Below are 20,556 nucleotides of genomic sequence, written 5' to 3' on the forward strand. Positions count from 1 at the left end.
TTCAAAATCTTCATCCTAGGAGATGATATAATCACCCAATGTTTCTGCATTCTGCCTTAAGGCGGCACGCAGCTGCTCATCGTTGGGCGCTATACCGTGCCATTTATGCGAGCCCATCATGAAATCGACGCCATTACCCATTTCGGTATGGAGCAACAGCATGACTGGCTGGCCAGCTCCGGTTGAAGCCTGCGCTTTACGAAGTCCTGAAATCACAGATCCAATATCATTTCCACGCATGATTTCAATAACCTTCCAACCAAAAGCCATCCATTTGCGGGGCAGATCGCCCAGCGAAAGGACATCGTTGGTGGCGCCGTCAATCTGGGCACCATTGTAATCTACAATACCGATCAGATTGTCCATTTTGTTGTGGGCGGCATACATCGCCGCTTCCCATACCTGTCCCTCCTGCAACTCGCCATCTCCCATCAGTGCATATACCAATTGTTTATCCTTATTGAGTTTTTTTGCTTGGGCAGCACCGATAGCAACAGAAAGACCTTGCCCTAGGGATCCTGAAGCGACACGGATGCCTGGTAGTCCTTCATGTGTTGTCGGATGTCCCTGAAGTCGTGAATTGAGTTTTCTAAAGGTGGCAAGCTCATCGATGGGGAAATATCCTGCCCGCGCCAAAACACTGTAAAATACCGGAGATATATGTCCATTGGAAAGGAAAAACAGATCCTCCCCTTCACCATTCAGATCAAACTGATCGTTGCGCTGCATCAATTCGAAATATAAACAGACCAACAGCTCGGTACAGCCCAATGACCCACCAGGATGTCCCGACTGACAGCCATGTACCATGCGAACAATATCTCTCCGGACCTGCTTAACGATAGCCTCTAAATTATGTATACTATGTTTCGTCATGACCATCTCAATTGTTACTTTGTGCGGCAACGCGTTTATGATCAGCTAAAAATTGGGCAAGTCCACTATCCGTCAATGGATGTTTTAATAGGGAGAAGATCGCCTGCAAAGGTCCGGTCATGACATCCGCACCGATCTTGGCACAACCTAGTATATGCGCACTATGACGGACTGAAGCCGCAAGAATTTGGGTCTGAAAAGCATAATTGTCATAGATGGTCCGTATTTCACGGATCAGCGCCAATCCATCGACGGAGATGTCATCGAGCCTGCCCACAAAAGGCGATACATAGGTAGCTCCTGCTTTCGCGGCCAAGAGCGCTTGGCCCGCGGAAAATACCAGGGTACAGTTGGTCTTAATTTGTTTTGTGCTAAAATATTTGATCGCTTTAATGCCGTCTTCGGTCATTGGCACCTTAACAACAATCTTATTGTCCAAGGCTGCCAGGAGCAAACCCTCTTCAATCATTGCGTTATATTCTGTCGAAATGACTTCAGCACTTACATCACCTTCTACAATAGCACAGATCGCTTTGTAATGCGCATGTACATGGGCTGTTCCTGTAATGCCCTCTTTAGCCATGAGCGAAGGATTGGTCGTTACGCCATCTAAGACACCTAAATTTTGAGCCATACGAATCTCACTGAGACTTGCGGTATCGATAAAAAATTTCATTTTTTTGAGTTGATTAGTTTTTGTATTCGCCGGATCTCCAGCGATTGGTTATAGGACAAAACTATCGCTTTCAGCCAGATACGATTGCAACAAATAAAAAAAAGAAGGGTAAAAATGTTTAAAACAGATTACCCTTCTTATAAAATGCACTAAAACGATGTTTTTAGGCAACGGTTGTATGCTTATTCAACCGTTGTACTTTTTTGCGACTGGATGTATTCACTTGGCGTCATTTGATATTTAGCCTTGAAGACTTTTGTAAAATAGTTTGGATTGGCAAATCCCGTTTCGTAAGCGATCTCAGAAATGGACTTATCGCTTTTTTCTAACAAGTTCGCCGCCTTTTCTAGTTTTACTGAGCGGATAAAATCTACGGGTGACATTCCGGTAAGTTCCAGCAGTTTGTTGTAGAGGGAGGCTCTGCTCATCGAGGTGTGGGCACTCAAGGCTTCGACCGACAACTGCGGATTATCGATATTATCGTGCACATAACTGAGCACTTTCTGTAGAAATTTATCCTTTTCGGATTTGATCTTCATTTCGGGAGCTAGTATAGATACCTGTTTACTGTAGACTTCCTTAAACGCCTGGTTCAGCTGCAGCAAACTGTTAACCTTAGCCACCAGGACATCCATATCAAAGGGCTTGGTCAGGTAACCCACCGCACCCGACTCAAGGCCACAGACAAGGCCGTTATCCACCTGCGATGCCGTCAGTAAAACGACAGGGATATGTTTTGTCCGCTTATCCTGAGCAAGCTTCTGTGAAAATTCCATACCGTTCATATAGGGCATCTGAACATCGCTCACCACAAGGTCCGGATGGTGAAACAGTGCCTTTTGCCAACCGTCCTTCCCGTTGGTGGCCTCGATAATCTGATAATGCTCTTTGAGAGACTCGTGGAGGTAGTACCTAAAATCTTCATCATCTTCAATAATCAACACCAGCGGACTTTGTCTAAGCTCTAGCGGCTGTGCCGATACAACCGTCTCCGGCTCTTGTAGCCCTTCGTGTAGCGGCTCGGCCTGATCCAGCCATAGGTCAAATTTAAAGGTGCTCCCACTGTCGGGCTGGCTGTTTACCGAAATCTCGCCATGGTACATCTGAACAAATGACTGGGCGATCGAAAGCCCAATACCGGAACCCTGGCTTGCTACCATACCCTCCGTATCATGCTGAAAAAAGCTTTCAAATATCGACTGCTGCAATTGCTCCGGGATACCTATGCCCGTATCACGCACCTCAAGATACACATGCAGTTTGGTGTCGACCATGCTTACCGAAGATATTGTTACTGCGATATCCCCACCCTTTTTCGTGAATTTGAAGGCATTATAGATTAAATTGAATAAGACGCGCTCAACCTTATTACGGTCAAATCGGCAATATAATTTTTCCTGGCAAGGATAAAAAGAATAATCTATTCCTTTTTGCAAGGCCATGTCCTGAAATGAGCGATATACTTCCTGCACAAAAGAGACCAGCTCACCGGCTTCATCCTGCAATTTCAGTTCATGGTATTCCATTTTTCGAAAATCAAGTAACTGATTGACCAGGTTCAGCAGGCGACGTGCATTACGGCTGATCAAATTAAGTTGGTCACCCAGTTTGCTATCTTTATTTTTAGCGACCAAAGCATCTATCGGGCCCATGATCAGAGAGATCGGCGTGCGGAATTCATGACTTAAGTTGGTTAAAAACCTGATCTTCATCGCATCCACTTGATGCTTGGTCTCCGCATCCCTTTTTTGCTGTTCAATCAGCTGCCGCGCCTGGATGCGTTCCTGCTCAAGGGCAAATTTCTGCTTCAACTTTAGAATACCACGGTGCCTGATGGACAGCAGCACTGCGACGAAGGCCAGTACATAAAATAAATAGGCATAAATTGTACGCCAAAAAGGTGGCGCAACGTGTATCGCTATCGATTTAATTTCCTTGTTCCAAACACCATCATTGTTGCTTGCACGTACCTCAAAGACATAATCCCCGGGATCCAAGTTCGTATAATAGGCGCTATTTTCCTTTCCGTTACGAATCCAGTTTTTGTCGAAACCCACAAGGCGGTACTCATATTGGTTATCTTCCGGCACGGTAAGGTTTAGTGCCGCAAAAGAGATTGAAAAATTCTGCTTATACTTCAGGTTGATGCGATCAGCGGTCAACAGAGACTGTTGTATCGGACCTTTTTCGCTAGGCTGAATGATCACGTTGTCAATCTTTAGGTCGGTCAGTGCGACCTTGGCCGGATTGCTGTTGGTTTTTAAATGAGCGGGATAAAAATGGTTAAACCCCTTCTGTCCGCCAAAGTAAATTTCTCCGTCATCCATTTTTAACGATGCTCCGAGCATAAACGCGCCTTCTTGCAATCCGACTGCATTTGAATAATTCTTAAACTTATTTTGTGCTGGAGAATAACAACTCAAACCTTTGTTCGTTGAAAACCAGATCCGCCCCCTATCGTCTTCGATAATGCTCTGGATGGCACCATTCGCGAGTCCATCTTTTTCAGAAAGCGTCTCAAATACTGATTTTCCTTTTCGCAGCAGACCGACCCCATTACCGTTTGTTCCGACCCATAAATTCCCTTTTTTATCCGTATGTATAGCTAATATATAATTGCTTGGAAGCTTATTTTTTGCTTTATCATAAAGTGTCGCCCGCTGTTTGAGGGGGGCATACATCAGCAGTCCCGAGCCGTAGGTACCTATCCACATGTTGTGTTCCTGATCTTCCGCCAGCGCACGTATAAAATTCCCCGGCAGCTCGATCCCATCGTCTGACTGCTCTTCGCGCTTATATTTTTTGACAATTCCGCTCCCCTTTTGGATGATGTTCACACCGCCGCCGTTTGTCCCGACCCAGGTGTTTCCCCGAAAGTCAACTTTCAAACAAAAAATATCGTTACTATTTAAGTTGTCTGTTCTACTGCCAGCAGTGTATCTTTTGAGGTTTCCAGAAGGGAGGTCATAACAGATCAGTCCCTGCTGATAGGTGCCGATCCAAAGCTGGTCCAGGTTTCTTTCCAAGGTCAGTACCGTAAGATCTTTAGGCAGGTTGGCAGAAAGTGCAACGGGTGACAATCGATCCGTAGTGCGGTCGTATTTCCAAATGCCACCACCATCCACGCCCAAAAAGACCTTATTTTGGTAGGCTGCAAAGGAGGTCACTATGGCTGGGTCGCCGGTCATGCCTTTCAGGAAGTCCAGGCTTTTTAAACTAAATTGACTTAAATTGGTATCGAATTTATTTAAGCCACCCTGAAAGGTACCTATCCAGTAGATTCCACTGTTGTCCTTAAAAATAGACCGTATCGATTTATGGGAAAGGCTATGCACATTACTTGGGTCGGGCTTAAAGGTCCGAATGGTAAAATTACTGGTATTAAGGACATCGAGGCCATTGTCCGTTCCGATCCATAAGTCCTGCTTTTGGTTGTAACACAAGGTGTAAATGCGTGGGCTGCTCAAAGAACCTTTTCCCGTTCCGGCTCCAAATTTATTGAATTGCGTATCGCCCGGATTCAAATATTTAAGTCCAAGCATAGACCCGATCCAGATTCTACCCTGATCATCTTCGACAATGGAAGTAACTTCAATCCCATTCCCATAACCTTCCTGTTCCGAAAGAACTTCAAAACGTTTGATGGTCTTTAAATCTGCTGCGATACGAAAAATTCCGTTCTCCGATGAAACCCACATGTTGTTGTGCCGATCACGAAAGACACAGCCCGTTACTTTGCCTGCAAACGTTTCCACAATACGTCGATAGGTCGGATCCATCTTTTTTTGTAGATCATTGACATCCAGAATATACAGCGCACCATAGGACGCGATCCAGATATTACCATTTGCGTCCTGATCAATTGCGTTAATTGCCGTGCTGAGCCATTTACCATCGGGTGTAAGATTATACGAGCGGATCCGGTCGGCCTCCCGGTCATAATAACTTAATCCGCCGCCATTTGTACCAATCCATATTCTTCCTTTCCTGTCTTCACTTAGGGCCGAAATATGGTTTGCCATTAAACTATTCGCTTGATTGGCATCATAGCGATAGACATTGTAATGACGCCCGTCGAAGCGGTTCAGCCCATCCTCGGTTCCCAGCCAAAGAAAACCATAGCTATCGCGATAGATACTATAGATGGTATTGGAGGAAAGTCCGTCTTTTGAAGTATAGCGCTGAAATGTTACAGGCTGGTTTTGGCCGTACGAAAATAACGTCAGCAACATCCAGCTTAATGCCAGTAAAATCCGTATCATATCTTTAGGTATATTATCCCACCCCAAAAACTTGAAGTGAACTGTCAACTAAATTATCAAATTAATCCCGACCAAACTAGTCTGTACAAGGATTTGCGCGCTATTGGCAGTCATTTTTGACATTCTTATCCTTCATTTAAACATTCTTGCTATCCGTACGAATTTACAATGGCTAGCTTTGGTCTACAATTATAAACTGCTTTGAAAGGCATCTCCCCTTATGGGGAAATTGCGTCTCAATGATGCAACCGGTTGCGATGCAATTAAGATCGGGAAAATAAACCAATTATTAAACAAAAATATGATAGCACAGAACGGTCCCTAAATGACAGTTCATTTTTGCCAAATGAACCACGCGAACATAGGTATCATCATACCTAACCAGTTCAAGAAAAATTAACCAATCATTCTTCAACCTATTTATCAATCAACATGCGATGATGATTATATGTACAATCTCACAAGTAAGGCATTGGAAAAAGCTATGGGGTATAGCTAAACCGTTCACTTTACTGCTGTTCCTGCTTTATGTGGGACAAGCAACACTCTATGCCCAGGCCAAAAGGCAGATCAGGGGCGTTGTCGTCGATAGCAACCACAAAAAAGTAAGCGGCGCTTCCATTAGGGTAAAAGGCACATCGCTGGCCACAGCTACCGATGACAACGGAGCTTTTACGATCCAGGTACCGGAAGCCAATCATTTGTTGACGGTTTCCAAGCTGGGATACGGCCAATTGGAAGTCGATATCCACAATAAGAACAACGTAGAAATAGTGCTGAGCGATAAGGCCATCGAAATCGAAGAAACGGTGGTAGTCGGTTATGGCCGCCAGAAAAAGGAAACCGTTGTTGGCGCTATCGCGCAGACTTCAGGCAAGATTTTAGAACGCGCTGGCGGTGTTTCCAGTGTAGGAGCTGCATTGACCGGTAACGTGCCGGGGGTAATTACCACAGCAAGTACAGGTATGCCCGGAGAGGAAGATCCCCGTATTGTGATCCGCGGGCGCAGCACCTGGAATAACACCGATCCCTTAGTCATGGTAGATGGTGTGGAACGACCCTTATCTGCGGTTGACATCAGTTCTATCGAAACGATCTCTGTACTCAAAGACGCCTCGGCAACTGCTGTTTATGGCGTTCGAGGGGCCAACGGCGTTATTTTGATCACCACCAAGCGGGGTAAAGAAGGCCAAATGCTGATACGTGGTACCGTCAATAACATTGTTAAGACCGTTTCCCAGCTTCCGGGTAAAATGGATTCTTACGATGCACTGCTGCTGCGCAACAAGGTCATTGCGTATGAACTGGGCATCAACCCTGCCAGTTGGGCCGATTATACCCCGCAGGATATCATCAATAAATACCGTTTCCCGGCTGACCAAACCGAAAGAGAACGTTATGTAAATACCGATTGGGCAAAAGAACTCTTTAGAAGTCAGGCATTTTCGCAAAATAGCAGTGTGAATATTGCGGGTGGCACCCCATTTGTCAAATACTTTGCCAATGCGGATTATCTATACGAAGGCGATATGTTCCGCCAGTTTGAAAACGCCAGGGGCTATAAAGCCGGCTATGGCTTTAACCGGCTCAATGTACGGTCTAATCTGGATTTCCAGCTGACGCCAACAACGAAATTTTCAACAAATCTCGCGGGTTCACGTGCTGTCCGGAAAAGTCCCTTTGGCGGTGGCAATAATTATTCCTATTGGATTGCGGCCTACACCGTTGCCCCGGATGTTATTTACCCACGTTATTCCGATGGCACCTGGGGATTTAATGCGCCAAACCCGAATGCCGGAATAAACTCTGCCCGTGTACTGGCCATCAGCGGAACGGAGTATACGACTACAAGCCGCATTACAACAGATTTTACACTCGAGCAAGACCTTAAATTTTTAGCAAAAGGACTGAATGTGCGTGGAACACTGTCGCTGGACAACACTTTTGTTGAAGCCAACCGTGGTATCAACGACGCGAATAACAACACCCAAAGCAAGTGGATAGATCCCAAAACCGGACTTCCGACCTACCAGATTCCTTTCGATGGCACCAATAGATTTGATTTTGTGGAAGGTATTGACTGGACGACGGGAGCAGGATTTGTCGACGACAGACTCACTTACAGAAGATTATTTTATCAGTTGCAATTGAATTACGCGACGACCATTGCTCAACAGCACAATATTTCGGCGATGGGACTAGTCAACCGCAATCAATACGGAAGAGGGAGCACCGTCCCTTCCTATCGCGAAGACTGGGTATTCCGCACGACCTACAACTATAAAAACAAATATATGCTCGAGTATAATGGCGCATATACCGGATCGGAGAAATTCGCTCCCGAAAACAGATTTGCCTTTTTTAATTCAGGAGGTGTCGGCTGGTTAGTTTCGGAAGAAGAGTTTATGAAACCTTTATCCTTTTTGAACACTTTAAAGCTGCGTGGCTCCTATGGGGATATCGGCGACGATAGTGGTGGTGGACAATTTCTCTATTTAACCCAATGGGCTTACGGCGGTACTTCAGGAATGGGTGTCGACGGTCGGTTTTCCTACTCGGATGGAAATACCAGTCCATACATCTGGTATAAAGAAAATGTGCTTGGCAACCCAAATATCCGCTGGGAAAAAGTGAAAAAGTTAAACTTCGGCGTGGACTTCGGACTGTTTAACGGACAGATTTCCGGAAAGGTAGATTTTTTCAAGGATCATCGGACGAACGTACTGATCACGGGTGGCGGAAGGTCCATTCCCTCCTATTTCGGCGTGGAGGCCCCAACGGCCAACCTCGGTGAAGTAGAAAATAAAGGTTACGAGGTCGAACTGAAATTCAATAAACAGCTCAACCCCGATTGGCGGATATGGGCCGATATCAATTTTACCCATGCCAAGGATAAAGTTATCAATGCCGATGCTCCTGAGTTGCTGCCCGAATATCAAAAACCGGACAACAAACAGGTGAGTCAAACCTATTCCTATGTCAGCTCCGGATATTACAATACCTGGGATGAACTTTATGGCAGCACCATACACGAAAGCAATGACCTCGCTAAGCTTCCCGGCAATTATCACATACTGGATTATAACGCTGATGGTATTATCGATGCCAAGGACAATATCCCCTATGCCTTTCCCTCCGTTCCACAAAACACCTACAATTGTACGGTTGGCTTTGACTGGAAGAATTTTAGTGTTATGACGCAATGGTATGCTGTCAACAATGTCACTCGTCAGGTTGTCTTCAATAGTTTCTCGGGGCAACTTAATTTGGCCTACGATGAGGGATCCTACTGGTCAAAGGACAATATCAATGCCGATGTGCCACTCCCACGATGGTTATCACAACAGAGTAGTTATGCTCCTGGCAACCGGTATATGTTTGACGGCTCATACATTCGATTGAAGACAGCGGAAATTGCCTATAATTTCAATCGCGAATCCGGCGTAATCAAGCGCCTGGGGCTTCAAAATCTCCGCCTATTTCTGAATGGCAACAACCTGGTCTTCTGGTCGAAAATGCCGGATGACCGGGAATCCAATTACGCCGGTACAGGTTGGGCTTCCCAAGGAGCTTATCCTACGGTAAAGCGGTTTAATCTAGGTGCAAACATTACTTTTTAAAGCAATTAGACAGATGAAAAAATATTTCAAGGTAATTTTTATAACGGGTGTGCTGTGGTCCTCCACATCATTACTCTCCTGCAATAAATATCTAGATAAAGAGGAACAGTCCAATGTATCATCCAAAGAAGCATTTAAAAACTTTATCAACTTCCAGGGCTATACAGAAGAACTGTATAACTGCGTGGTCAATTTCAGCAACAACTACTGGACCAACTCCTGGAACTGGGGTGAGGATGAAATAACCTCCACAGCGAACAATTTCCATTTTGTAAACAAAATAGACCAAGGCAATTTTTGGGGCTGGCAAAGGGAGTTTGATGGCTGGGGCGCCGGTTGGATGGATCAGGGTGACTTTACCACCAACAACAACGATGTATTCGGCAACCGTGCCTTTCGCGATCTATGGAGCGCCGCCTGGTTTGGGCTTCGGAAAATAAGTCTTGGCCTAGAAAATATCGACAAACTGACCGAAGCCACACAGGAGGAAAAGAACCTGATCAAGGGGCAACTGTTATTTTTCCGGGGCTGGTTTCACCACCGCCTGATGGAATATTTTGGCGGTATGCCCTACATCAATTATGTACTTCCAAGTGACGAAAAGCTCCGGTTGCCCAGACTTAGCTACCAGGCCTGTGCGGACCTTGCCGCTGCCGATTTTAGGGAAGCGGCCGACCTCCTGCCGATTGATTGGGACAATACAATTGCTGGACAGCGTACACTCGGTAAAAACCAATTGCGCATCAATAAAATCATGGCACTGGCCTATCTCGGCAAGAACTACCTTTGGGCAGGAAGTCCACTGATGAATTTTCAGTCTACCGGAAGTAAAACCTATCAGGCCGATTATTGTAAAAAAGCTGCTCAGGTCTTTGGCGAATTGCTGTCCCTTGTGGAGAGCGGGCAGACAAATTATGCGCTGGTACCCCTGTCCAATATTCATTTAAACTTTTACACCACGGGACAAAACTGGGCTATGCCAGGTAGTACAGAAGCTATTTTTAGAGGCCCTTATATTGATGCATGGGTTTCTAACTGGGGAACGAGCAAGCAATACATCCCACTGGAGGTTGGAGATGGCGACCTTAAATTTATCCCAACCGCAAATTATGTCGATTACTATGGCATGAAAAGCGGCTTACCGATCAAGGACATTACCCAGTCTGATGCTGAGTCGGGATACAATGCCGAATATCCCTGGAAAGATCGCGACCCACGCTTTTATAAGGACATTATTTTTGACGGTGCAAAAGTCGTTCAGGGAAATATGTCGGCATCCGAAGAAAAAAACCGTTACGCTAATCTATTCACGGGCGGAAGCTATCGGGATACCCGCACCGGCAGTCAGACGGGCTACGTCTTGCGCAAATTTATTCCTTTAACATCCAATAAATATGATCAGGCCTATAGTTACGGTACCAATCTTCATATTTACGTTCCTTACATGCGCCTTGCAGATGTCTATCTGATGTATGCCGAATCTGCCCTGATGGCTTTCAATTCGGCCAGCGGCAAAGCAGACAATTACGGCAAAACAGCCGTCGATGCCATCAATATCGTACGCGACCGGGCCGGCGTGGGCCATGTCGACAGCAAATTTCTCAGCTCCGCAGCCGCCCTGCTCCCCGAGCTACGCCGCGAACGCGCGGTGGAACTTGCCTTCGAAGGCCACCGCTTTAATGATCTGCGCCGCTGGTTGTTATTGACTGAAGCACCTTACACCCTAAAGAAAGCAGTTTCCTTTGATCGAGCAGGAACATTTAATAATCAAGATCCGTCTCAGAATCGCGTGGTCAACATCAAGGAGCATATTCTTGTGGAACGCAAATTTACGAGCAAACATTACTGGTTACCCCTAAAGGTCAGAGATGTCAATATGTATCCCGAGTTCTATCAGAACCCAGGCTGGTAACAAGTTTTTCATTTAATCATTCAAAAAATGAAGTACAAAAAATTAACGATAGCACTATGTCTTGGATTAAGCTGGATCGCCACCACGGAAGGAATGGCCAAAGCATCCCTTGATCCAAGCCCTGGACAAACTAAAAATATATTCCGGACATTTTTGACTGCCGCAGCTCCGGACAGTAGCGGCATAGACAGTACGGCACTTGTACAGGTCGCATTCCGCAAAGTCCAGAAAAAAGATCTTATGGGCAATGTGCAGACCATCAATATCCCGCAATTGCTCGACAAGAGCTACAATACCCACAGCCTGGAAAATCTAGATGCCTTTCTTCCCGGATATAACGGTAATATTTGGGGGATGAGCGGTTATCTGGTCTTAGTGGATGGATTCCCGCGCGATGCCAATAACGTTATGCCGACGGAGATCGAACAGATCAGTGTGCTAAAAGGAGTCAATGCCATTGCACTCTATGGAAGCCGGGCAGCCAAAGGCGTGATCAGCATCAGCACCAAGCGCGGGAAAGCTGGCGGTCAGCAGGTGAAAATCAGGGCCAATGCTGGTGTCAATGCGGCGATCAGTTATCCAAAATACCTGGGCTCAGCAGAGTATATGACATTGTATAATGAAGCCCGCCAAAATGACGGTCTTTCGGCACTCTATAGCGCCGAAACCATCTACCAGCATGCAGCCGGGACAAATCCCTTTCGTTACCCAAATGTCGATTACTATTCCCCGGACTATATCAAAGATCATTATTACCGCTATGATGCGACTGCCGAAATCTCAGGCGGCAATCAGCGCGCGCAGTACTATACCAACTTTGGTTTTTGGTCTGAAGGAGCCATGCTCAATTTTGGGCAGGCGAAAAAAAATGGTGGTGCCAATCGATTTAATATGCGTGGTAATATCGACGTTAAAGTCAGCGATATCATCTCACTAAATGTCGATGCAGCAGCCAGCTTCTATATTTCCAAGGGTGTGAATGCAAACTATTGGGAGGCTGCGGCCAATATACGACCGCATCGCTTCTCGCCGCTCATCCCGATCGATATGATCGAAGAAGGCGACCTCAATTCGATGGTATATGTCAACAACAGTAATTTTCTGATCGATGGCAAGTACCTGCTGGGGGGAAGTCAGCTCGACCAGACCAATGCCTTTGCTAACATTTATGCAGGCGGCACAAACCGCTATCTTAACCGGCAGTTTCAATTTAATACAGGTTTGAATTTCGACTTGAAAAATATCCTGGAAGGCCTGGTTTTCAAAACCAACCTCGCCGTGGACTATCAGTCCAATTACAATCAGGCCTACAACAACAATTATGCAGTATATCAAGCTTCATGGAACAACTATGACGGAAAAGACCGGATCAGTGGTCTTACAAAATATGGGGATGACCGCATATCGGGGATCCAAAATATCAGCAACAGCAGTTATCGGCAGACCATCGGGCTCAATGGTTCCCTGAACTTTAACCGCACGTATGATAGCAAGCACCATGTTTCGGCAATTCTATTGGCCAATGCCTTTCAGATCGCTGCCTCGGGCAGTTACCATAAACTCAGCAATGCCAACCTGGGGCTACAGTTAGGCTACAACTATTCCGGTAAATATTATGTTGACTTCAGTAGCGCCTATAGCCATTCAGCGAAATTGCCAGCGGGAAACAGGCAGGCCCTCTCCCCGACACTGGCTCTTGCCTGGCGCCTGTCAAAAGAAAACTTTCTCGCCAACAGTACTGTTGTCAATGAGCTAAGATTGTCCGCTTCGGCCGGTATTTTAAACACCGACCTGGACATCAGCGATTATTTCCTGTATCAGGGCTATTATACCTACAACAATGGAGCCTGGTATAGCTGGGCAGATGGCGCATTGGTACACTCTTTTGACCGACGTAGAGGTGACAATCCAAACATGAAATTCCCAAAACGCAAGGAATTTAACCTCAGTCTTGAAGGCGGACTTTACCATAACCTGATCACCTTCAATACATCTTACTTTTTTAACCGCATGAGCGGCGGTTTGGTACAAGCGGAAACGCAATATCCGATGTATTTTATGACCGGTTGGCCCGTTTACTCGGATCTTCCCTACATCAATTACAACAGTGACGAACGCCGGGGTGTCGACTTTGGTATCAATCTGAACAAGCAGATAAACCAAACTTTTGTGTCCCTGGGGTTCAACGGTATGTACTATACGACGAAGGCCGTAAAAAGGGATGAGCTCTATCAGTTTAGCTATCAAAATAAAGCCGGGAAACCGCTGGATGCATTATGGGGTTTACAGCATGATGGTTTTTATAGGAGCCAGTCCGACATTGACAATTCGGCCTTCTCTTCATTTGGTGAGGTAAAACCCGGCGATATTAAATATAAAGACCAAAACGGGGACGGCACGATCGATACGCGGGACGAAGTTTATCTGGGCAAAGGCGGATGGAGCGGAGCTCCGCTTACATTGGGACTCAACCTGACAGTCAAATGGAACAACTTCAGCCTATTTGCTGCCGCTACAGGCCAATTTGGTGCCAAGGCCATGAAAAACAGTTCCTACTTTTGGGTAGATGCGGAAGATAAATACTCGGTGCTCGTCCGCGACCGCTGGACAGAGTCTACCAAAGAGACTGCGACTTATCCGCGCCTGACCACCTTCAACAGTGATAACAACTTTCGAAGCTCCGACTTTTGGCTCTATAAAACCGATCGCATCAACCTGTCCAAAGTGCAGCTTTCCTACGATTTTCCCAAACGCATACTCCACTCCAAATTTATCCATGAATTAGGTATTTACGCCAATGGATCCAATCTGTTGATGATTGCAAAGGAAAAAGAAACCATGCAACTGAATGTTGGACAAGCGCCTCAAACCCGATTCTTCAACGTCGGCCTAAAGGCTTTATTTTAATCATGAATAGGTAAAATGAGAATGATGAAAAAAATACTAACCCTAGCTATCCTGAGCAGCCTGTTATTTTCTTCCTGCGAAGATATGTTTGAGCCGGCTCTGGAGAATAATCTTGAAATTGAAACCGCCAATAGCCGCCCACTATATGCCCAGGGATTGCTTTTAAACGGATACAACCGGATTCCCAGCAATAGCTACAGCTTTGATGAGGTCGCAACCGACAATGCGGTGAGCAACGATAAGAACAATACTTTCCTAAAAACGGCAACCGGCCAGTGGACAAGTATCAACAACCCCTTTGACCAGTGGCGCAACAGCTATGCAGCCATTCAATACCTGAACAACTTTTTGTCCTTGACGGATCAGGTTGAATGGGCCATGGAACCAAAAGTCAGCGTCCTGTTCAACGACCGGATGAAAGGTGAAGCCTATGGCCTTCGTGCGCTGTTTATGTTCCATCTCCTACAGGCGCATGCCGGTAAGTCAAGCACAGGAGAAATCCTGGGCGTACCGATCCATTTGACTCCCGAGACCGTCAATTCGGATTTCAATCAACCTCGGGCTTCATTTGAAGCCTGCATGCAGCAGTTGTACGACGATATCAAAAAAGCAGAGGAACTATTGCCGATGGATTATGAGAATATCAGCAACGACAGCCAGGTCCCGGTCAAATATGCAGGATCCGTAAATGCCAATGACTACAATCGTGTATTTGGCTCCACGTTCAAATTACGGATGACCAAACGCATTGCACAGGCGATACGTGCCAGGGCAGCGCTATTGGCAGCAAGTCCGGCCTATAGTGAAGGCAGCAAAACGACCTGGGAGCAAGCCGCGACCTATGCGGGACAGGTCATCCAGGCCAAAGGTGGTGCCAGTGGTATCGACCCCAAAGGGTTTACCTGGTACAATAAGGAGGTGGTGGATGGCTTAACCTCCGGATCCAATCCGGCCGAAATTCTTTGGCGCACAGACAAGGGAAATAGCAACAGCATGGAGCAAGACCATTTTCCGCCCACCTTATTTGGCAGAGGCCGGCTCAACCCCACGCAGAACCTGGTCGATGCCTTCCCTATGGAGAATGGCTATCCCATTGCCGATGCCAATTCGGCCTACAATAAAGCCAATCCTTACGATAAGCGGGATCCCCGATTGAAGGCCTATATTATTGTCAATGGTGCCACAGCAGGTGTCAGCAATACGGCGATCAATACGACAGCCAATAGTCCGACAAATGATGGCCTGAACAAAGTCGAAACATCCACACGGACGGGGTATTACCTGAAAAAGCTCCTGCGTCAGGATGTCAACCTCAATCCTTCATCTTCTACCCAGCAAATGCATTTCAATGCCCGTATACGTATGACGGAGATGTATCTGGCCTATGCCGAGGCGGCCAATGAAGCCTGGGGACCTACGGGCATGGGGACCTTTACGTTCTCCGCCTACGATATCATCAAAGCGATCCGCCGGCGTGCAGGTGTAGGCAGCAACAATGGCGATCCCTACCTGGAGCAGGTCAAAAACAATAAAGATCAGATGCGGCAGCTGATCCGGAACGAACGCCGGCTGGAGCTTTGCTTTGAAGGATTCCGCTTTTGGGATCTCCGCCGTTGGAAAATGGATATCAATGTCGCTGCAAAGGGCATGAGTATCAGCAATAACAACTATACCGAAATACCTGTGGAAAATAGACTCTATGAAGCCTATATGAATTACGGCCCAATTCCCTACAGTGAGGTACTTAAATACAGCAATCTTGTACAAAATACAGGCTGGAATTAAACTTAACATGCACACGATGAAAAAAATCAATATCCTCTACGCGATGGCTTTAGTAAGCCTGGCGTCCTGCAAAAATAATGACTGGGAGTTCCCGGACTTTGAATTTCAATCCGTATACTTCGCTTACCAGACCCCCATCAGAACGGTAACCCTGGGCGAAGACATCTTTGACAATAGCCTCGACAACCAACATAAGGTCAAAGTCATGGCCACCACGGCTGGCGTTTACGACAACAAGAAAGATATCCGTATCGACTTCGTTGTCGACAACAGTCTCACACATGGACTCAGCTACCCCAATGGGCAGGCCGTGACCGCATTGCCTGACAATTATTATCAGATTGCCAGCAACCAGATCAGCATCCCGAGCGGTAGTCTCACGGGTGGCGTGGAGGTGCAGCTGACCGACGCATTTTTTGCCGACCCCAAATCCCTCGAGACCTATTACGTCCTCCCCCTAAGGATGACAAAAGTTGCCAACGCCGATTCCATCCTCGCCGGTAAAACTTCCCTACAGACTGCCCATAGGGCTATTGCTTCCGACTGGGATGTCGCGCCAAAAGATTTTATCTTTTATGCCCTCAAATATATCAATACCTGGCATGGCAATTACCTTCGCCGGGGTACCGACCAGATTGTTGGCAAAGGGGCCAACAGCAACTTGACTAAAGATGTTGTCCGACACCAGGCCTATGTCGAAAAAGACGAAGTCAAAAATGTCAGCACTGCAGCACTTAACAGATCGGTCTTGCCCCTATCTTTTAAGGGAGCTGGTGATGTCAATATCAATGTCAACCTGAACCTAACTTTTAAGGAGGACAATACCTGTAGCATCAGTTCGGCCAGTGCCGGTATATCCGCTACTGGAAGTGGAAAGTTTGTCAAACGGGGCGAAAAAAACAGCTGGGGCAATGCCGACCGGGATGCACTTTATCTAGCCTATACAATCGATATGGCACAAATGAGCATCAGCAGCAAGGACACCCTCGTGATGCGGGACAGGTCGGTGAAAATGGAAACTTTTACGCCCGTCAAAAAGTAATAGCAATTCAATCATGAACAACGATGAAAAAAATCAATAAAACGCTCGTTTTCCTACTTTCGTTCGGTACCGTCTGGAGTTCCTGTTCCAAATATCAAGCCCTGGAATATGCTGTCGAAAAACCGGAGAAAGTGCTGGAGCAAGAAGATATAGATGCCTACAATCCCCTAAAAAGCTATTTAGACAAACAGGCAAATCCCGGTTTTAAGCTTGGTGTAGCACTCAATATGAATGATTACTTTAACAAAGGGGTACTTTACCGACTGGCCAACCGCAATTTCGAAGAAATGGTGATGGGCTATGAAATGAAGCATGGTTCCATTGTACAAGCCGACGGAAGCCTGAATCTATCACGCGTCGAACAGCTGATCAGGGCCGCACAGGAAAACAACATGGCCCTTTATGGCCACACGCTGTGCTGGCATTCGGGACAGCATGCCGCCTACCTGAATAAGTTAATCGCCCCTGTGGTTATACCAGGTTCCGGCGGGCCAGCCCTCGCTGGTCATGCCTTAAAAATGAGCAACCCTGCTGTCGTCAATGCCTGGGAAGCACAGACAGCCACAGACATTAACCTGACGGAAATAGGGAAAGAATATGTATTGAAGATTGTGGCCCGGGGCAGTAAAGCGGGCAACATTGGGATTGATCTGCAGAGCACCTCCAATTATACCGGCGACAATATGGGGTCATTGGCTTTAACGACAAGCTACAAAGCGTACGAACTTAAAGTGACCGCAACCGCAGCACGTAACCGTTTTATCATCAATTTTGGCCAATACGATGGCAGCATTTTCATTGACAAGGTTGTGCTGACAAAAACAGGCAGTTCGGCAAGCCTCATTGCCAACAGTGATTTTGAAAACAATATTGACGGCTGGTTTGGCTGGGGAAACAATTCCACCAGGGCACAGTCCGCCGATGGCGAAGGTTATGGCAGCCCCGGGGGTAGCACGATCGAGAAAACAGCTGCCGAGAAAGAAGCTATACTCAGTAAAGCGCTGGAAACATTTATTGCCGGTATGCTTGAGAAAACGAAAGGTTATATCAAAGCCTGGGATGTGGTCAATGAACCCATGTCAGACTGGCCGGACCAATATGCCCTAAAAACGGGAGTCGGCAAAAGCGATCTGGCGGATGATGAATTCTACTGGCAGGATTACTTGGGTAAGGATTATGCCGTGAAAGCCTTCCAGTTTGCCCGCAAATATGGCAACGCCAATGATCTCCTATTCATCAATGACTATGGCTTAGAAGGCAGTGGCAACAAATGCAAAGGGCTCATCGCCTATGTCAGCTACATCGAAAGCAAAGGCGCTAAAGTGGATGGGATCGGCACCCAGATGCACATCGATATCCATACGAGCAAAGATAACATCGTGAGTATGTTCAATCTATTGGCCGCCACGGGCAAGCTGATCAAAGTATCTGAGCTTGATATTGGCCTGGGAGATGGCATCAAAACCAGCAATGCGACCGCTGAAATGTATCAGAAACAGGCTGACCTGTACAAATTTGTCGTCGAGAAATACCGCGAGATCATTCCCAAGGATAAACAGTACGGTATCACCCTATGGAGCCCCTTGGATAGTCCAGATCAGGAAAGTTCATTCTGGCGGCGCGGAGAACCGATCGGATTATGGACCGAAGGATTTGTCCGAAAGCCCGCCTATCAGGCTGTTGCTGAGGCCTTGTCCGCAAAAAAATAAGATCATTAATCACCCTTTAAATAGTTAAATTATGAGAACAAACAACAAGTGGTTACTGCTGATCTTTTTATTGGCCCTTCTTTCCAGCTGTTCGCGGCTGGAAGAAAAAACACTGATCAGTGAATCCGAAAGAAGTCTTAAGGCCAATGTTTCCGCCCAAGCGGTGACAAACTGGCCAAGGCCGACCCCGACCCTACATGTAGGCGGAAAGTACCTCAAAGACCCCTGTGACAATAACATTGTCCTGCATGGGGTAGCCATTACGCCTAGCCCCTGGTTCAATGGCTGCCAGTATGGCGCCAACTCAGGCTACTGCACCTGGGACAACTACAATGTGCAGGGCGCGCTCAATTATAACAAGGCGGTCATGGACAAGCTCAGCAGCGCCGCCGACGGCTGGTACCTGAATTATATTCGTCTACATATTGATCCATATTGGACCAATGATCCAGGGTCGCCTATTCCCGAAAACGACATCTCCAGGTTCAACTACAACCGCCTGGTTACCTACACCGACCAGGTCATTATCCCCTTGATCAACCATGCCCGCAGCCGGGGGATGTATGTCATCTTGCGTCCTCCGGGTGTATGTCCGCACCGTATCGCGGTCAATGATGCCTACCATACTTATCTCAAGACCGTCTGGACTTTCCTATCGCAGCACGCTGCCCTGAAAAATGCAGACAATGTGATGTTTGAGCTGGCTAATGAACCGGTTGAGATCCTGGGGACAAACGGTACCTGGGGAATGACGGGCAACGAACATTTTGCTGCATTGAAAAATTTCTTTCAGCCCCTGGTCAACATCATCCGTAACAACGGAGCCAATAATGTCTGCTGGATACCCGGCACCGGCTGGCAATCCCATTACCAGGGTTATGTCAATAACCAGATTACCGGCGGCAACATCGGCTACGCCGTGCATATCTACCCGGGATACTGGGGTGGTGTCAATACCTATCAAGCTTTTCAGAATGCCTGGAATACCAATGTCAAACCTATTGCTGACATTGCGCCAATCGCCATTACCGAGACCGACTGGGCGCCACAGGGATACGGCACTTTCGGTACCGGAACCACAGGTACAGCGGGCGGAAACGGTTTTGGTGCCAATCTAAAATATATCGTCGACCAGTCCGGCAACGTAAGCTGGAACCTACTCGCTCCGGACAATCTGCTTCACAAAGGAGATCCCAATGCCGGTACGGCCTATAACAACGATTGGGAGGCCTGCGCAGCTCCTGCAAAACAGTGGTTTCAGCAATATGCCACCTCCAATTATCCCATGTCTAACTGCACTATCACTAGCCTAGTGAATAATGGGGTTTACGAAATCGAATTTCAGACTGATGCCAACAAAGTACTTGATTTGAAATCAGGGGAAGATGCCAACGGCGCAGTACTCCGACCCTGGACCCGAAATAGCGCAAATGCACAGCGCTGGGTAGCGATCGATGCAGGCAATGGATACTGGCGCTTTGTTTCCAAAGCAAGCGCCAGCAATCGCTGTATTGACCTGGCGAGTAACAGCAACGCGCTCGGAACTGCCATCCGGCTCTGGCAAAACTATGGCAATGATGCGCAGGCCTGGAAGGTCACCGCTGTAGCCAATGGCTATTACAAAATTACCTCAAAGGTCGATGCCACACGCGGTTGGGATATACCCAACTGTACCATGGATGGCAACTCCAATCTGCATCTTTGGGATTACTACGGTACATCCTGTCAATTGTTTAAATTCAAATTTATAGCGATGAATTAAAGGTT

At 46.9% G+C, this 20,556-nt stretch carries 10 protein-coding genes; 7 read left to right on the forward strand and 3 right to left on the reverse strand.

What is annotated here, in order from left to right:
• Positions 1-15: 15 nt before the first annotated feature.
• The 3 genes from BWD42_RS04660 to BWD42_RS04670 all read right to left on the reverse strand — a co-directional run bounded on the left by BWD42_RS04660 (position 16) and on the right by BWD42_RS04670 (position 5,814).
• Positions 16-876, reverse strand: coding sequence for a transketolase (locus BWD42_RS04660; RefSeq protein ID WP_217699993.1), 861 nt, complete (start codon positions 874-876; stop codon positions 16-18).
• 7 nt (positions 877-883) lie between these two features.
• The gene (fsa, locus tag BWD42_RS04665) at positions 884-1,552 is read right to left on the reverse strand and encodes a fructose-6-phosphate aldolase (protein WP_077433609.1); all 669 of its coding nucleotides are present in this window, start codon (positions 1,550-1,552) and stop codon (positions 884-886) included.
• Positions 1,553-1,734: 182 nt separating this feature from the next.
• Positions 1,735-5,814, reverse strand: coding sequence for a hybrid sensor histidine kinase/response regulator transcription factor (locus BWD42_RS04670; RefSeq protein WP_077433611.1), 4,080 nt, complete (start codon positions 5,812-5,814; stop codon positions 1,735-1,737).
• Between the two features lie 437 nt (positions 5,815-6,251).
• On the opposite strand from BWD42_RS04670, the gene BWD42_RS04675 reads away from it, so the two are divergent.
• Genes BWD42_RS04675 through BWD42_RS04705 form a run of 7 tightly spaced genes read left to right on the forward strand, consistent with a single transcriptional unit; the run spans position 6,252 to position 20,551 of the window.
• Positions 6,252-9,434, forward strand: coding sequence for a SusC/RagA family TonB-linked outer membrane protein (locus BWD42_RS04675; protein WP_254846173.1), 3,183 nt, complete (start codon positions 6,252-6,254; stop codon positions 9,432-9,434).
• A gap of 13 nt (positions 9,435-9,447) precedes the next feature.
• Entirely contained in the window at positions 9,448-11,346 is a 1,899-nt protein-coding gene (locus BWD42_RS04680; protein ID WP_077433615.1) for a RagB/SusD family nutrient uptake outer membrane protein, read from the forward strand.
• A gap of 27 nt (positions 11,347-11,373) precedes the next feature.
• Positions 11,374-14,253 carry a SusC/RagA family TonB-linked outer membrane protein gene (locus BWD42_RS04685; RefSeq protein WP_077433617.1) on the forward strand — a complete coding sequence of 960 codons (2,880 nt, stop codon included), beginning with the start codon at positions 11,374-11,376 and terminating at the stop codon, positions 14,251-14,253.
• 21 nt (positions 14,254-14,274) lie between these two features.
• Positions 14,275-16,038, forward strand: coding sequence for a RagB/SusD family nutrient uptake outer membrane protein (locus BWD42_RS04690; RefSeq protein WP_254846174.1), 1,764 nt, complete (start codon positions 14,275-14,277; stop codon positions 16,036-16,038).
• Between the two features lie 16 nt (positions 16,039-16,054).
• Positions 16,055-17,080, forward strand: a complete 1,026-nt coding sequence (locus BWD42_RS04695; RefSeq protein ID WP_077433621.1) for a DUF5627 domain-containing protein — start codon at positions 16,055-16,057, stop codon at positions 17,078-17,080.
• A 23-nt stretch (positions 17,081-17,103) separates the two neighbouring features.
• Entirely contained in the window at positions 17,104-18,789 is a 1,686-nt protein-coding gene (locus tag BWD42_RS04700) for an endo-1,4-beta-xylanase (RefSeq protein WP_077433623.1), read from the forward strand.
• A gap of 31 nt (positions 18,790-18,820) precedes the next feature.
• Positions 18,821-20,551, forward strand: a complete 1,731-nt coding sequence (locus BWD42_RS04705; protein WP_077433625.1) for an RICIN domain-containing protein — start codon at positions 18,821-18,823, stop codon at positions 20,549-20,551.
• The last annotated feature ends 5 nt before the right edge of the window (positions 20,552-20,556 follow it).

This window comes from Sphingobacterium sp. CZ-UAM, from assembly GCF_002000245.1.
In the GTDB taxonomy this organism is placed as follows: domain Bacteria; phylum Bacteroidota; class Bacteroidia; order Sphingobacteriales; family Sphingobacteriaceae; genus Sphingobacterium.

What these genes read in the sequence shown, in the direction of transcription:
- BWD42_RS04695 (WP_077433621.1), top strand. Translation starts at nt 16,055, where the DNA reads ATGAAAAAAATCAATATCCTCTACGCGATGGCTTTAGTAAGCCTGGCG.
- BWD42_RS04670 (WP_077433611.1), bottom strand. Translation starts at nt 5,814, where the DNA reads ATGATACGGATTTTACTGGCATTAAGCTGGATGTTGCTGACGTTATTT.
- BWD42_RS04705 (WP_077433625.1), top strand. Translation starts at nt 18,821, where the DNA reads ATGAGAACAAACAACAAGTGGTTACTGCTGATCTTTTTATTGGCCCTT.
- BWD42_RS04700 (WP_077433623.1), top strand. Translation starts at nt 17,104, where the DNA reads ATGAAAAAAATCAATAAAACGCTCGTTTTCCTACTTTCGTTCGGTACC.
- fsa (WP_077433609.1), bottom strand. Translation starts at nt 1,552, where the DNA reads ATGAAATTTTTTATCGATACCGCAAGTCTCAGTGAGATTCGTATGGCT.
- BWD42_RS04680 (WP_077433615.1), top strand. Translation starts at nt 9,448, where the DNA reads ATGAAAAAATATTTCAAGGTAATTTTTATAACGGGTGTGCTGTGGTCC.
- BWD42_RS04685 (WP_077433617.1), top strand. Translation starts at nt 11,374, where the DNA reads ATGAAGTACAAAAAATTAACGATAGCACTATGTCTTGGATTAAGCTGG.
- BWD42_RS04660 (WP_217699993.1), bottom strand. Translation starts at nt 876, where the DNA reads ATGACGAAACATAGTATACATAATTTAGAGGCTATCGTTAAGCAGGTC.
- BWD42_RS04675 (WP_254846173.1), top strand. Translation starts at nt 6,252, where the DNA reads ATGATGATTATATGTACAATCTCACAAGTAAGGCATTGGAAAAAGCTA.
- BWD42_RS04690 (WP_254846174.1), top strand. Translation starts at nt 14,275, where the DNA reads ATGATGAAAAAAATACTAACCCTAGCTATCCTGAGCAGCCTGTTATTT.